Origin of the sequence: Shewanella kaireitica, from assembly GCF_023284045.1 — a bacterium.
Lineage (GTDB): Bacteria > Pseudomonadota > Gammaproteobacteria > Enterobacterales > Shewanellaceae > Shewanella > Shewanella kaireitica.
Map to the genome: position 1 here is coordinate 143000 of NZ_JAKIKQ010000005.1, position 15658 is coordinate 158657.

The following is a 15658-nucleotide window of genomic DNA, read 5'->3' on the forward strand; positions in this document are numbered from 1 at the left end:
GAATAAGTCATTATGATACATAGAATTATTATTCTTTGTTTGCTTGTGTTTTTTCAGTCATATGTGAGTGCCGAAGAAAGGCTTAAAATAGGCTTGGTACTCAGTGGTGGCGGCGCCAAAGGTGCTGCTCATATAGGTGTGCTTAAGGTACTCGAAGAGAAGAATATCCCGATTGATTACATTACTGGCACCAGTATAGGCTCTTACGTTGGCGGCATGTATGCACTTGGCTATAGTGCAGCTGAAATTAAAGCCATTATGATGACGACCAACTGGGACAAAGGTTATTCAGACACTATTCCCCGGGAGGCTCTTAGCTTTAAGGACAAAGAAACTCGCGATAAATATAATATCCCCATCAATATCGGCTATAGCGATGAAGAAGTTAAAATGCCAGCGGGCCTGCTCCGCGGCCAAAGTATGTCGCAGCTACTTCGAAGTTCAACTAATCTAATTCAGCAGCTTGGCCATTTTGATGAGTTATCAATTCCTTTTAGAGCTGTTGCAACAAATTTGGCTACCGGTGAGCCTGTCGTATTAAGCAGTGGCAGTATCGTTGCAGCAATGCAGGCGTCAGCCTCTGTTCCTGGAGCGCTGCAACCTGCAGTTATTGATGGCCTTTTACTGGTTGATGGCGGTATTGCCAACAATATGCCGATAGATGTGGTCAAGGAGATGGGCGCAGATATTGTTATTGCAGTCGATATCGGCTCACCACTGGTGGGTAATGATGAGCTCAACAGCACCCTAGCGGTGCTTAATCAGCTATCTACAATTTTGACTAATGCTAGCGCTGAGAAGCAAAAAGCATTATTGACCGACAGTGATATCTTAATCCGACCTAACATTGGTGAATTGAGTACGACAGATTTTAGCATTATGCCTATTGCTCTGCCGTTAGGGGAGATTGCAGCCAGAGAGAATTCGTCTAGGTTAGATAAGCTATCGATTGATGAAGCGGACTTCCAAAGTTATCTAGTGGCTAAAAAGCAGAAGAGTGAGCACTGGCTAAATGAAATAAATCGTCCATTAATTAAAGTGGTCTATGACAATGAGTCGAAAGTCAGTGAGAAGTTACTGGCAGATAATCTAGATCTAGATGTAGGGGATTTCGTTACAACTGAAACTCTGGAAGCCGGGATTGCACGGATCTATGCCTTAGATAAGTTTGAGCGTGTCGATGCTGAGTTTACCGACACAGAAGATGGTCGCGTGCTAACGGTAACGACTAAAGCTAAATCATGGGGACCTAACTATTTCGATTTTGGGTTTAGCTGGGAAGATGACTTTAGCTTAGATTCGGTTGTGTCGTTAGATTTTGCTTACACCATGACCAACCTGACTGAAAATGGCGGTGAATGGCGTAATGAAATATCACTTGGTTTTGATAAATTACTTGGATCAGAGTTTTATCAGCCTTTGTCCAAAGATCAAGATTATTTCAGTCGAGCTAGGGTCGAGTATGAACTCAAAGACTGGGCCTTCTTTGAGGATAATCAACGGATTTTAGAGCTGCGACAGACCTCATACCGTACCGAGGTGGGGATCGGCATTAATTACACTCAAAACGGTATGGTTGAACTTGGCATTCTAGGTGAAGTTGGCGATCTTGAGAATGACTTATGGGGTCTTGGCACTGTTGATTACACCGGTTATGGCGGTTATTTAAAGTTTGCCTATGATGATCTTAACAGTATAAATTTCCCAACCTCAGGTAACCGATTTACTTTCAATGTATACATGAGAAAAGAAACTTATGATCTTGAAAGTTTTGACGACTCTTCGAACTTCTCAATGCAATACGAAGCTGATTGGCGTGGTGCGGTTGGTGTTGGTAATCATGCCTTTGTTGGTATTGCTTCCTTAGCGACAGTCGATAAAGATGGCGTGTTTACCGTCAACGTTTCTGAGTTAGGCGGATTTCTAAACCTCTCTGGTTATCATAAAAATGCGCTTTATGGCTCACATAAGATTTTTGGCGCTTTTGTCTATCAGTATGACCTCGGCCGAGATGTATTAGGCATGACAGAGTATCCGCTTTATTTAGGTACCAGCCTTGAAGCGGGTAATGTTTGGACTCAAAAGGACAGTGTAGCTCTAGACGATCTCATCTATTCCGGTAGTTTATTCCTAGGTATTGATACTGGTGTGGGGCCTGCGGCCTTTGGTTTTGGTGCCGCAGATGACGGTGAAAAAACAATCTTTTTGTTCATTGGTAAAAACTGGTAGAAGTAATAATGTTCACGAGCAGAGGAAACTAATTAAGCGGCGCACATTTACAATATTGGGCTATGTGGTCTAAAACATAGTGTGTAGCGTTAGCTCATCACAGAACAGTTGAGAGCTTTTTAAAGGACTATAACGGGGATAATCATGAATAAAGTAAGTCAATTAGCACTTTGTGTGGCGCTAAGCTTAGGCTTAACTGCTTGTGGCAGTAACGACGCCAACACAGAAACTACTCAAACGTCAACAGCACTAGTGTCAGGTGTTGAAAAAGCCAATTTCGATCCTGCAGTACGTCACCAAGATGACTTCTATTACAGTGTTAATGGCACTTGGTTAGCTAATACGCCAATCCCCGCTGATAAATCTAACTACGGCTCGTTCTCAGTTCTGTATGAGCAAAGCCAAGCTTCATTGAAAGAAATCATTGAGGCTTCTGCAGCGAAACCCAATAAGGTGAAGGGCAGCAGTGAGCAGAAAGTGGGTGACTTTTATGCAAGCTTTATGGATACCAAAACCATTGAAACTCTTGGGATCTCGCCGCTGAAAGATCAATTATCAGATATTGCTTACGCTTCAACTCACAACGATATAGCGACCTTAATGGGCAGCTTATTGGTTCACGGTGCTTCTGTGCCATTTGGCTTTTATGTCAATAATGATGCGAAAAACTCTAGCCAATACGGTGTTTATCTATATCAGTCTGGTCTGACACTACCGGATCGTGACTATTACCTGAAAGATGATGAGAAGTTTACCGCTAATCGCGCAGCATTAGATAAGTACGTTACCGACTTAATGAGCGAGGCGGGTTATAGCGATCCGCAACGTGCTAGCAAGAGTGTGGCAAAGATTGAGAAATTTATTGCTGCCAGTCAGTGGAGCCGTGTTGAGTCACGTGATGCCAACAAAAGTTACAACAAGATGGATCGTCAGCAGCTACAAGATTTAGTTAAGGGTTTTGACTTTGTACAGTTCTCGGCGGGAGCGGATATCGATAAAGTGAGCGAAGTGATTGTTCGTCAACCATCGTATTTTGAAAAGTTTGGCCAAGAGTTCAATAAGTTCACCGTTACGGAATGGCAAGATTACTTAGCCTTTCATTTGGTGGATGATTACGCCGAGCTGTTAAGTAAAGATTTTGTCGATCTTCACTTTGCTTTCCATGGCAATACCTTAATGGGTATCCAGGAGCAAAAGCCACGTTGGAAGAAAGCAGTAGATGCAGCCGATCAAGTGATTGGTGAAATCGTAGGTGAAGAGTACGTTAAGCAAAACTTTAAGCCAGAAGCTAAAGCTAAAATGGAACAGATGATCCAAAACTTGATTAAAGGTTTTGAGGTTAGCATTAACGAACTAGAGTGGATGACGCCGGAAACTAAGATTGCAGCGCAAGAAAAACTCGCCAAGTTTACTTATAAGATTGGCTACCCAGATAAGTGGAAAGACTATACCGCGCTAGATATTGAAGCCAATGATCTTGTAGGTAACTACCAGCGCTATGCTCAATTTGAATATAAGGCAATGCTCGCTAAGTTGGGCAAACCCATCGACCGTACTGAGTGGCACATGACGCCACAAACGGTTAATGCCTACTACAGCCCAGTGATGAATGAAATTGTATTCCCTGCAGCTATTTTACAGCCACCATTTTTTAATATGGATGCCGATGACGCGATTAACTATGGTGGTATTGGAGCGGTGATTGGTCATGAAATCAGCCATGGTTTTGATGATCAGGGCGCCAAATATGACGGTGATGGAAACTTACGTGACTGGTGGTCAGATAAAGATCGTGAAGAGTTCCAAAAGCGTGGTGCGCAGTTATCTGCACAATACGCTGGCTATGAAGCCATGCCTGGTAGGTTCGTCAATGGCGATTTAACTTTGGGCGAAAATATTGGTGATTTAGGTGGATTAACGGTTGCTGCACGTTCATATAAGATGAGCCTTAACGGTAAACCATCTCCAGTGATTGATGGTCTTACTGGCGAGCAACGTTTGTTTATCGGCTGGTCACAAGTATGGCGCCGTAATTACCGTGATGAGGAGCTCGGTCGCCGTCTAATGACCGATTCTCACTCACCAAGTCACTTCCGCGCAATGGGTACACCGCGTAACATTCCCGCCTTCTATGAAGCATTCGATCTTAAAGAGGGTGACAAGATGTTTCTGACAGAAGATGAAAGAGTGAAAATCTGGTAATGCTAGTTTTGCTAACCCACAGTTAAACACTGATAGCCCATCATTCGATGGGCTTTTTATTATGAGTATTGGCTACTGATTGGGATGTAAGTGGACTTGTCGTCACTGGCAATTGTCGTCAAATTCAGTAACTTTTGGCGACAGTGGTTCCAATGGCCTGCGGTCGGCTTATGTGCAGAAGTAGCTGAGGCACACTACTAGTACGTCCGTGTAAGCTCAACGAAAACATCCATGTTTTCGACGGTCTCAGCTACCTCTGCACTGGGTTATCAAAGCACTAACTATCGGCATTAGAGTGGCCAATGATGGCTTTAAACCCGATACGTCTAAACATGCAGCAAAAGCTTCACGTGCGCATAAATGACCAATAGAGCAAACTGCAATCTCCTTCGTTGGACATTTTGCTGTTTAAATTTCGCCGGGGCGCTGAGGGTTTGCTGAAGCGCCACTGCTTTGATCAAGTGAAGCTTGGTAAGGCTACAAGCTAAACTCTATCCCCGTGCTACCTGAAGATGCTCGTTTCAGAGGCATTGTGCCAGTTCAATTCTAGGCGCATTAATGTGGAAATGGTTATTCCCTTTTAAGTTAATGCAACAACGAAGTGGGCAGGCACAAGGTCTTCTTCGATGGGTTTTAATGGGCTTTACTCCGTGTTATTGATTTTATCAAGGGAGCGACCATTAATGGCAATCAATGCCTTGATTAAAGCCCATTCAATTCCCACTGAACCCTGTATCTTCAGGTAGCACGGGGATGGATGCCAATACCTCAGGCAAAAAAGTAAGGTCGTCAAGTTGCTGATGGGCGATAACCCACTTAGGTAAATCGGCAAATTTAGGCTCTGGAATGGCAATAGTTTGCATATTCGCAGCCCGCGCGGCGACCAATCCATTGAATGAATCTTCAATGGCTAAACAATTGATAGGATCAATATTGAGCCCATTGGCGCAATTTAAATAAACTTCCGGATGTGGTTTGCCATAGGCTAGATGTTCAGCTGATTTAATCGATTGAAAATATTCTCTAATTTCCAGCTTGTTTAAAACAGCATTAATGATGTCACTTGATGAAGAGGTTGCGAGGCCAATTTTAAGTCCCATCTCTTGGCAGCTTTTGAGCGCTGCTATTACACCTAACATCGCTTCGCCATCAACATTAATATGGCTTACAACTTGATCAACAATAGCTTGTGCGGTTTGTTGGTTATCGTAGTTTGCCCAAGGAAAGCGGGCGTACCAAAATGCGACAACCTGATCGATTCTAAGGCCGGTTGTTTCCACAGTATCTTCAATAGAGATGTTTAAACCGAGCTCGGTCATGACCTTGTGCTCGGCAATTTGCCATACTGGTTCGGAATCAATTAACACGCCGTCCATATCGAAAATAACGGCTTTAAGTTCGGGTTTACCCATAAGTCCCCAATTATGTTCATTATAACTTTGGTGAATATTAGTGATTATTTTCAGTGTTTTCGCAAATAATACTAGGCATTATTGTACGTTTTGTAGTGAAAGTTAATAGCTAACGTGCAGAAATATAAAATACATTAATGCTTAATGCATTGAATTTATTTGTTTAAATCCAAGGTTAACACTATTGTCTAGTTTTCTTTGCTGACTTTACAGTCTATGGTTTGGCGAACTTGTAACTTGAGTGCGATTTCTTATCAGAGCAAGTGTGATCTGATTCATACTTTTGCAAAGCTGTAGTATAATACGCGTCGAAATAAGGGTCGAGCCTGCCGAGCTGTCAGTTTCAATTTGAAGACGAGCAGTTTCGCTGTTATACCAATCTCGAATTGGTATTGAACGCCAAACAAAGAGGAATGTTGCCGTGCTAGAAGCATATCGTAAACACGTCGCAGAACGTGCTTCAGAGGGCGTAGTCCCTAAGCCATTAGATGCCCAACAAGTGGCGCAGCTAGTTGAATTGATTAAGAACCCCCCAGCAGGTGAAGAAGCATTCCTTCTTGATCTGCTAGAAAACCGTATTCCACCAGGTGTTGATGAAGCTGCTTATGTAAAAGCGGGCTTTCTAGATGCAGTCGCAAAAGGCGAAGCATCTTCAAGCATCTTGTCATCTGAGCGAGCTGTTGAGCTGCTTGGCACTATGCAAGGTGGTTACAACATTGAGCCACTAATCGCTCAGTTAGATAACGACGCACAAGCTCCACTTGCTGTTAAAGCACTGTCTCACACGCTACTGATGTTTGATTCTTTCCATGATGTCGTGGAAAAAATGCAGGCGGGTAACGACTACGCTAAGCAAGTTGTTCATTCTTGGGCTGATGCTGAGTGGTTCCTATCTCGTCCAAAACTTGCCGAGAAAATCTCACTAACAGTATTTAAAGTATCGGGCGAAACTAACACTGATGACTTGTCTCCTGCACCAGATGCATGGTCTCGTCCAGATATCCCATTACATGCACTTGCAATGCTTAAGAATGCTCGTGACGGTATCGTTCCTGATGAAGCGGGTGTTGTTGGTCCAATTAAAGAGATTGAGTCGCTAAAAACTAAAGGTTTCCCACTAGTTTACGTCGGTGACGTAGTGGGTACTGGTTCTTCGCGTAAGTCTGCTACTAACTCAGTACTTTGGTTCATGGGTGATGATATCCCTAATGTACCAAACAAGCGTGCGGGTGGTTTCTGCCTGGGTGGCAAGATTGCTCCAATCTTCTTCAACACCATGGAAGATGCTGGCGCGTTACCAATTGAGCTAGATGTTAGCAAGATGGAGATGGGGGATGTTATTGATATCTACCCATATGAAGGTCTTGTTAAGCGTCACGATAGCGACGAAGTGATTTCTGAATTCTCGTTAAAGACTGAAGTCTTAATGGATGAAGTTCGTGCTGGTGGTCGTATTCCATTGATCATTGGTCGTGGTTTGACTGACCGTGCTCGTGAAACTCTAGCACTAGAAGCATCTACTGAATTTGTTCGTCCACAAGATGTGGCAGATACTGGTAAGGGCTTCACTCTTGCACAGAAGATGGTTGGTAAAGCATGTGGTGTAACAGGTATTCGTCCTGGCCAATATTGTGAGCCTAAGATGACATCTGTTGGTTCACAAGATACTACCGGTCCTATGACCCGTGATGAGCTTAAAGATCTGGCATGTCTAGGTTTTAGTGCTGACTTGACTATGCAGTCATTTTGTCACACAGCGGCTTACCCTAAGCCAATCGATGTGAACACTCACCATACACTACCTGATTTCATCATGAACCGTGGCGGTGTTGCACTGCGTCCAGGTGACGGTGTTATCCACTCTTGGTTAAACCGTATGCTACTGCCTGATACTGTAGGTACTGGTGGTGACTCACATACTCGTTTCCCAATTGGTATCTCGTTCCCAGCGGGTTCAGGTCTTGTCGCATTTGCTGCTGCAACGGGCGTTATGCCTCTGGATATGCCAGAATCAATTTTGGTACGCTTTAAAGGCGAACTGCAACCGGGTATGACTCTACGTGACTTGGTACATGCAATCCCGCATAAAGCGATTGAGATGGGTCTGTTGACGGTAGAGAAGAAAGGTAAGATCAACGCTTTCTCTGGCCGTGTTCTAGAGATTGAAGGTCTTGAGCAACTGAAAGTTGAGCAAGCATTTGAGCTTTCTGATGCATCAGCTGAGCGTAGTGCGGCTGGTTGTACTATTAAGCTGGGCAAAGAGCCTATCATCGAATACCTAAACTCTAACATCGTCATGCTTAAGTGGATGATTGCTGAAGGTTATGGCGATCGTCGTACTATTGAGCGTCGTATTACTGCAATGCAAGAGTGGTTGGCTAATCCAGAATTAATGGAAGCTGATAGCGATGCTGAGTACGCTGAAGTTATCGAAATCGATTTGAACGAAATCAAAGAACCTATTCTTTGTGCGCCAAACGATCCAGATGATGCGATTCTACTGTCATCAGTCGTTGATACTAAGATTGACGAAGTATTTGTTGGCTCTTGTATGACTAACATCGGTCACTTCCGTGCCACTGGTAAGATGCTAGACAAGTTTGCTACGACTCTGCCTACACGTTTGTGGATTGCACCGCCAACTAAGATGGATCGTGATCAACTGACAGAAGAGGGCTATTACGCCATCTTCGGTCGCGTCGGTGCACGTATTGAGATCCCTGGCTGTTCACTGTGTATGGGTAACCAAGCACGCGTTGCTGAAGGCTCGACAGTTGTTTCAACTTCAACGCGTAACTTCCCGAACCGTTTAGGTACTGGTGCGAACGTTTACTTGGCATCAGCGGAACTTGCAGCTGTTGCAGCACTATTGGGTCGCTTGCCATCTCCTGATGAGTATCAGACATACGCTAAAGAGTTAGATGCAACGGCAGCTGACACTTATCGTTACCTGAACTTTGATCAGATTGCATCGTACACAGAAAAGGCTGACGAAGTTATCTTCCAGTCTGCTGTATAAGCTATAGATTTGATGTACTAAAAAGGCCAGCTAATTAGCTGGCCTTTTTGATGTCTGATTTTGTCTTGGAATGTGTTTGCTAAAGTTATTGGCAGATGACGTTACACCTTCGGGATTTAGGCGAACATCTTGCTAAGAGCAACCTCGACTACTGACTATGAATGCTTAGTGTGTAGCACTTCCAGTAACTTATCTTCTAACGCAAAGCGTGTTTCCATTGCATGACCCAAAGATGACAGATCTTTATCGAGATGGAACAGCACTTTTTCATCTTCCGCTTCAGTGTACTTGTCATTGAAATCGAGTGCGGTATCTGTGGTTTCGCTGATCTGAGGTACTAACTGCTGTGCTAGCTCCTGACTTGAGCTGCCATTTTTCTCGCAGGCGGTAACTACTTGGTTATAGATCTCGAAATGCCCTTCTGAAACATAGTCCATTAATTGGTCACAAAAGGCTTTAACGGAGTCAAAAGCTGGCAATGAATTTTCGGTCACTTCATAAGGTGGAATGCCGGCAATTTGGCAATAGTTTATCAATAGGTTACGACGGTTATTTAGCCATTGATCTATAAGAGTATTTGAACCGCCCCATTTTTGTTCGGCTTTTTCTAGCTTTCTTAGCATGATCTTTCCCGTTATGAAACTATCCCTAACTTCTAATGTAGGGAGAACGGCGACTTTGATCAACTGTTTTCGGACGATTTATGACTAATTGCTAAATGGACATACCAGCTGGCAGAAAGCCAAAAAAGAAAAAGCCCAGCGATAGAATTCTATCGCTGGGCGAGTAAAGTTTTGCGGGCTCGATGCGACGAGCTTCTTGATTGTTCTTGCTAGCGCAGACTTTTTATACCAAAGCTGACCAGTAGGTGCAACTTTTTTCTGTCACATTGAGAGTTGTACAGCCTAGGTTAAGTCAAGTTATGGTTGCAGATCGCAGTTATTGAAGATATGAGATCTAGCATTAACGGCTTAGAAATAAGACTGTTAGTAATATAAATATGTTAACTGCGTCCTAGTTGCGACTATTTGTCGAGTTACTGGTCACATAATTTCACCGATAGAGGTTACTTTACTAACGTAAATGCTAAACTACTGACCCAAGCGGATATCAATATAAGTTTAGGAATCAAGCCAAATGGCAGAATTAAAGAATGATCGTTATTTACGTGCGTTATTAAAACAGCCTGTCGACAGAACTCCTGTCTGGATGATGCGTCAAGCTGGTCGTTATCTTCCAGAGTACAAAGCAACCCGTGCTGAAGCCGGTGATTTCATGTCGCTTTGTAAAAACCAAGACTTGGCTTGTGAAGTGACTTTGCAGCCACTACGTCGTTATGACCTAGATGCTGCGATTTTATTCTCTGATATTCTTACTGTTCCAGATGCAATGGGGCTAGGTCTGTACTTTGAAACAGGTGAAGGCCCACGTTTCCAGCGTCCTACAGATACTATCGATTCAATCAAGAAGCTATGTATCCCTGATCCAGAAGATGAGCTTGGTTACGTAATGCGTGCTGTTAGCACTATTCGTCGTGAGCTTAAAGGCGAAGTACCATTAATTGGCTTCTCTGGTTCACCTTGGACTCTAGCGACTTACATGGTTGAAGGCGGTTCAAGCAAGACATTTGAAAAGATTAAGAAGATGGCTTACGAAGAGCCAGCAACTTTGCACATGTTGTTAGACAAGCTCGCTGACTCAGTGATCTTATACCTGAACGCTCAGGTTGCTAACGGTGCACAATCTCTAATGATTTTCGATTCATGGGGTGGCGCGCTATCTCACCACGCATACCGTGAATTTTCGCTACGTTACATGCAGAAAATCGTTGATGGCCTAACTCGCCATGCAGATGGTCGCCAAGTACCAGTTACTTTGTTCACTAAAGGTGGCGGACTATGGCTTGAGTCTATGGCTGAAACAGGCTGTGACGCACTAGGTCTAGATTGGACTGTAGATATTGGTGATGCACGTCGCCGTGTAGGTAACAAAGTTGCACTACAAGGTAACATGGATCCATCAGTACTTTACGCATCTCCAGAGCGTATCCATCAAGAAGTGGATCAAATCCTATCTTCTTACGGTGAAGGTACTGGTCATGTATTTAACTTGGGTCACGGTATCCACCAACACGTGAACCCAGAGCACGCGGGCTCATTTATCAACTCAGTACATGAGTTGTCAGGTAAGTACCACAAGTAATCTACTTGTCGTGATGATTAAAGCGAGCCAATGGCTCGCTTTTTTATTGCCAAAAATTGGCATAATAGGGCTATCAAGCATCGCCAAAATGCATTAGGTTAAATTAATAAAATCACAAAGCTAGCAAGTATCTGGATTGCAGATGGTTACTAACTTTAGTTAGTGATTGCAGTGTTTTATTATCATTCCATCAAATAAAAACCTACGTTAAGAGGCGACATTTATGAAACTACCTATTCTTTTTAGTGCTATATGTTTAGCCATTTTTATTGGTTTGCTACAGGGCACCCACTACTTTTATGTTGCGAATGCCGATACTGAAATGGGGATCTATATGACAGCGGTATTGGTGATATTGATGTGGATGAGCTTGTTTGGTGTGTTTATTAGTCTTGCTTTCCCTAAGCTAAGAAAAGTATTTAAAGGTGTGTTTTAGCTATATCTGTAATACCGCTTGGTGTTAGCTATACATATACGCCGCTAAGATTTAAACAGCCGACGCTATCTGCAGTCGGCTGTTTTATTTGCCTCGAGTCGATGAACTATCCTTGATGGACGCTATTTTCTAAACCACCCTCAGCACTGAATAGCTTGTCGGCACTGGCTCGTTCATCAATTAGCTGTGGACGAGTCTGTAATTCAATTCTAAAGTGACTACCTTTACCCGGCTGGCTGTCAATTTGAATGTCACACTTTAAGATGGCCAGTAACTGCCTGACAATTGCGAGTCCAACACCCAGTTGCGGCAACGCACTTTGCTTGGCCGTCATAGCCATAGGTTTTTGCGTCATCTGTTTAAGCGCTGCTAGTTCATGCTTGTGCATTCCTGAGCCATTATCACTGACCTGCAGCCAGGTTGTTCCACTGGATTTATTCGCTATCGTCTTGATACTGATAACGCCTTGTTCTGGGGTGTAGCGTATTGCATTATCGACCAAATTATTGAGGATGCGCAGTAGCAGCTGTCTATCGGTATTGATATAGAGACTTGGGGCGTCTTCAAAGTCCAATAAGATGCTTTTGCCATTGGCGCGTGGAGCGAACGTTTGCTGTAATTCATCCAACACTTCTTGCAGTTTTATTTGCTGCCACTGCGGTTTCACTTGACCATTCTCTAGCGCGGCAAGTTCTAGCATCTGCCCCAGTAGTTGTTGCAAGTGTTGACTTGAATTAGCGGCTATTTCAATTAAGTCACTGCTACGCTCATGGGGCGGCAATAATAACCAAGTATCGATATAACCCTGTAGTGAGGTGAGCGGCGTTTTTAAATCATGGGACAGGTGCAGCATAAATTCGTGCCGCTCCTCTTGTTGTCTGTTGATTGCTTGATGTTGCAAACTCAACGCTTTTAGCAAGGTATTAATATGCTGACTGAGCTGATTAATCTCGCTACTGCCGGTATATTGTCCCGGCAATGTCACTCCAGAGTTGAGCTGTTGTGCAGCAACTAAACGCAGATCATTTTCGAGTCTGCTAAGTGGCGCTGTAAAAAGTTTAAGCAGCAGGATAAACAAGATTATCGCAAAGCCAATGGCAATCAAAATAGCGGTGGTCCAAAACTGTGGCGCTTGGTGCTCACTAACAATAGTCTGCCAGCTATCAAAGTCTTCCCCACCAATGATGACATAGAGATATCCAGTCTGCTGCCCACTAGGCGTGAGTAGTTTTGCGGCTGAGAAGATTTTATCTTTCTGCTCTGAGCGTGGATCGGTTCCTAGTATCGGTAAGTTAACGCCTTGAATAAACTGCTCAATGGTATCGGTATCCACCTGTTGCTGTTTGATCTTCTCCTCTTTAGCATCATAGGCAACAACTTGCCCTTGATTATCTAAGGTATAAATTTCAAAGCTTGGGCCTAGCAGCATGAAATCATGAAATGCTTCTTTTAATGCTGCATCAGAGGTGATGCCTTTAGAGAGTAGCGGATTAATATGCGCCATATGTTCGGCGAGTTCGCGGTGAAGTGATTGCTGGATCTGATTGCGGCTAAACTCTTGGCTAAACTGCAGCCACTGCCATAGAGCGATGAAAAGAATAAAAATCACTAAGGTCGCCGCGAGTAATATGCGGCTAAACAAACTTCTCATATTGTGCTCTCCTGCTTAGCCCGCAATTATTCAGTAATCATGTCCAGCTTAAGATGCGGCCCGATTCGCTGGTGGGGCAAATTTATAACCGACCCCCCAAACTGTTTTGACTAAGTCTGTGGTGCAAGCATTTCTCGCCAACTTATTACGCAGGCGGTTGATATGACTGTTTACTGTGTGTTCATAGCCGGAATAGGAGTAACCCCACACTGCTTCTAAAAGCTGCATTCGGCTGAATACCTGCTTTGGGTGCTGAGCCAAATAGAGCAGAAGATCAAACTCTCGGGCTGTGAGTTCTAATGTTTCATTAAAAGCAATAACCTCACGGGTATTACAGTTAATGCTAATACCGTTGAACTCCAACGACTCATCTTGATGGGCTAATTGTGTTCCACGTCTTAATAATGCTTTGACCCTTGCTCTTAGTTCTAACACGCTAAAGGGTTTAACCAGATAATCATCTGCACCAGATTCAAGTCCTAAGACAATATCAGCTTCCGAATCTTTCGCAGTCAACAACATGCAAGGTAGCTCATTACCGTCTTGGCGGATCTGCTGACAAAGAGTGATTCCATCTCCATCTGGTAGCATCCTGTCCATTAGGATAAGATCTATCTGCTTGGTGGCAATCACTTGGCTAGCCTGCTGTAACGTCACACAGTGAATAACTGCATGGTTCATGCTTTTCAGGTTAAGCATGACTAGTTTGGCTAAGTCCTGCTCATCTTCAATCAATAATATGGTCTTGCTTGAAACAGCTGAAAAATTGGTCGTTGATCCGTTCATGCCTAGCTCCCGAAGGCGGTCCCTTTTTAACAAGACCCACCTTTAAGAGCTTTTATTTCGATAAATTTTTAATCAATTTGGAATTAACACTATTTAGTACGTGTTACCTTGATTAACAGTACAGGGTTATCGAAACGATGAGAGGCTGATAACACAGAGTCCATCAGGCCGTCATCCATGCTAATGATACCTGGATGAGCGTGCACTTTGTCGTTGTCATCACGTGCAGCATTAAAACCTTCACCACCATCAGCAGGTCCTGGAATAGTCCCCTTAGCTTCAGAGTTTGCTTCTGTACCAGCATCATAAGCAATAACACGCAGTGTACTTGTATCGTTAACCGCTAACGTTGCCAAGTCAAAACCTGTAGTGCCAGTAAACGCATCATTGGTGTTAACCAACATGGTTACTACAGACAGATCTGCGACATCGGCTTGTTCAAGACTGATTGCAATGGTTTCAGTACCTCCCGGAACCAAAATACCTGCACCGCTTAATAGCTCATTAACTCCTGTTTCGTCAGTTAAACCACTGCTGTCACCAGACTCAGCTAATATTTCTAAAGCAACACTGGCAGGCATACCTGTACTCCAGAGCGTGCTGTCATTGGAGTGGGCAACGACTGCGACGGGAGACATGGGTTGGTTAGCCGTTAGATTAGTGACTGTGACGCTATAATCTTGCATCACTGGCGCAACCACTGGCGGGACAACAGGTGCCGGCGTATCATTGTCGTTATCGGAACAACCTGCTAATCCGATTGCTGTAAAAGCGACTAAAGCTATCGCATTACGTTTGAAAATATTTATTGGATAGTTCATGGCTTCTCTCCTACTTCACGATGACAGTCACTCGAGCAACAGGATTCAACCAGCGATGCACTCGGCTATCTAAGTCACTTACGCCGCCATCCATATCGGTATCACCTAATACGCCAGGGTGAATATGCACTTTATCGTTGTTGCTGTTATCCATGATGCCTGTTGCATTCATGCCGCCATCGCCGCCAGGTGCTGCTGGGATCCCTGGAGTACCAGATGCACCGCCACCATTAATTATCTCGTCATTGGCTTCAGTGCCGGCATCGTAAGCATTAACAGTAAATGTGTATGTACCGGCTTCGGTTGGGATCTTCCAAGCATCTAAACCAACAAAGGCATCATTGGTGGGTAACACCATGGCTGTTAATGAAAGGTGGGTCATGTCGCCGGAATCTAGCATGATGCTGTCTACCTTAGCGCTTGGTGCAAGTAACCCCATCGCTGGGTTAGCGACTGTCACTCCGCCAGCGCCAGTGACAGCGGCATCTAAATCGGCGATGTCGCCACCTTCAGCCATTTTTTGCAGTGCAGGCGTCGCCATTTCACCCGCTTGGAAAAGGTGGCTATCCATATCGTGTGCTGCAATCAGTAACGGTGTAAAGTAGTTACCATGAGTTAGGTTAGTAACACTGATTTCAAGCTCTGCAGCAGATGCCGGTAGGCTCATAAGGCTAGTGATGAAAAGGGCTTTAGTGAGTTTATTTATGTTCATGATTTATCTCCTTTGACTGTATGGATTAAGCATGACAAAGGGATATCACCTGAATATCGCCAAATAATCACAAAAGTATAACAATTGCGATAACTGGTGTTTAATAAGGAAAAATGTATATTTTAGATGTAGTTGCAGAATCACTGTTATTTTAAATTACTAATAGAACTGAGTATTGATCATAAGGA

11 protein-coding genes are annotated in these 15658 nt (G+C 43.8%); 5 read left to right on the forward strand and 6 right to left on the reverse strand.

From position 1 onward, the window contains the following. Positions 1-12 precede the first annotated feature (12 nt). Positions 13-2229 (forward strand): patatin-like phospholipase family protein, encoded by a 2217-nt coding sequence (locus L2730_RS09235; protein WP_248974324.1) that lies wholly within the window; start codon positions 13-15, stop codon positions 2227-2229. A 144-nt stretch (positions 2230-2373) separates the two neighbouring features. Continuing rightward, positions 2374-4431, forward strand: coding sequence for a M13 family metallopeptidase (locus tag L2730_RS09240; RefSeq protein WP_248974325.1), 2058 nt, complete (start codon positions 2374-2376; stop codon positions 4429-4431). Positions 4432-5144: 713 nt separating this feature from the next. On the opposite strand, the gene hxpB is transcribed toward L2730_RS09240, so the two are convergent. After that, a complete protein-coding gene (gene hxpB, locus L2730_RS09245; RefSeq protein ID WP_248974326.1) occupies positions 5145-5843 on the reverse strand; it encodes a hexitol phosphatase HxpB in 699 nt (232 codons plus the stop codon). 421 nt (positions 5844-6264) lie between these two features. On the opposite strand from hxpB, the gene acnB reads away from it, so the two are divergent. Beyond that, positions 6265-8862, forward strand: a complete 2598-nt coding sequence (gene acnB / locus L2730_RS09250; RefSeq protein ID WP_020914702.1) for a bifunctional aconitate hydratase 2/2-methylisocitrate dehydratase — start codon at positions 6265-6267, stop codon at positions 8860-8862. Between the two features lie 155 nt (positions 8863-9017). On the opposite strand, the gene rsd is transcribed toward acnB, so the two are convergent. Next, positions 9018-9485: a sigma D regulator gene (gene rsd, locus L2730_RS09255; protein ID WP_220735520.1), complete on the reverse strand. Its 468-nt coding sequence runs from the start codon at positions 9483-9485 to the stop codon at positions 9018-9020. 514 nt (positions 9486-9999) lie between these two features. On the opposite strand from rsd, the gene hemE reads away from it, so the two are divergent. Together hemE and L2730_RS09265 are read left to right on the forward strand one after the other, a co-directional pair. Next, positions 10000-11064, forward strand: a complete 1065-nt coding sequence (gene hemE, locus L2730_RS09260; protein ID WP_248974327.1) for a uroporphyrinogen decarboxylase — start codon at positions 10000-10002, stop codon at positions 11062-11064. A 223-nt stretch (positions 11065-11287) separates the two neighbouring features. Further along, on the forward strand, positions 11288-11500 hold the full coding sequence (locus L2730_RS09265) for a hypothetical protein (protein WP_220735522.1): 213 nt from the start codon (positions 11288-11290) through the stop codon (positions 11498-11500). Positions 11501-11606: 106 nt separating this feature from the next. Here the strand turns inward: L2730_RS09265 and L2730_RS09270 are convergent, their stop codons facing one another. From L2730_RS09270 to L2730_RS09285, 4 genes are all read right to left on the reverse strand, one after another. Further along, a complete protein-coding gene (locus tag L2730_RS09270; RefSeq protein WP_248974328.1) occupies positions 11607-13151 on the reverse strand; it encodes a sensor histidine kinase in 1545 nt (514 codons plus the stop codon). A 48-nt stretch (positions 13152-13199) separates the two neighbouring features. Then, positions 13200-13937, reverse strand: a complete 738-nt coding sequence (locus L2730_RS09275) for a response regulator transcription factor (RefSeq protein WP_248974329.1) — start codon at positions 13935-13937, stop codon at positions 13200-13202. A gap of 89 nt (positions 13938-14026) precedes the next feature. Continuing rightward, a complete protein-coding gene (locus tag L2730_RS09280) occupies positions 14027-14758 on the reverse strand; it encodes a spondin domain-containing protein (protein ID WP_248974330.1) in 732 nt (243 codons plus the stop codon). Positions 14759-14768: 10 nt separating this feature from the next. After that, entirely contained in the window at positions 14769-15470 is a 702-nt protein-coding gene (locus L2730_RS09285) for a spondin domain-containing protein (RefSeq protein WP_248974331.1), read from the reverse strand. Positions 15471-15658 lie beyond the last annotated feature (188 nt).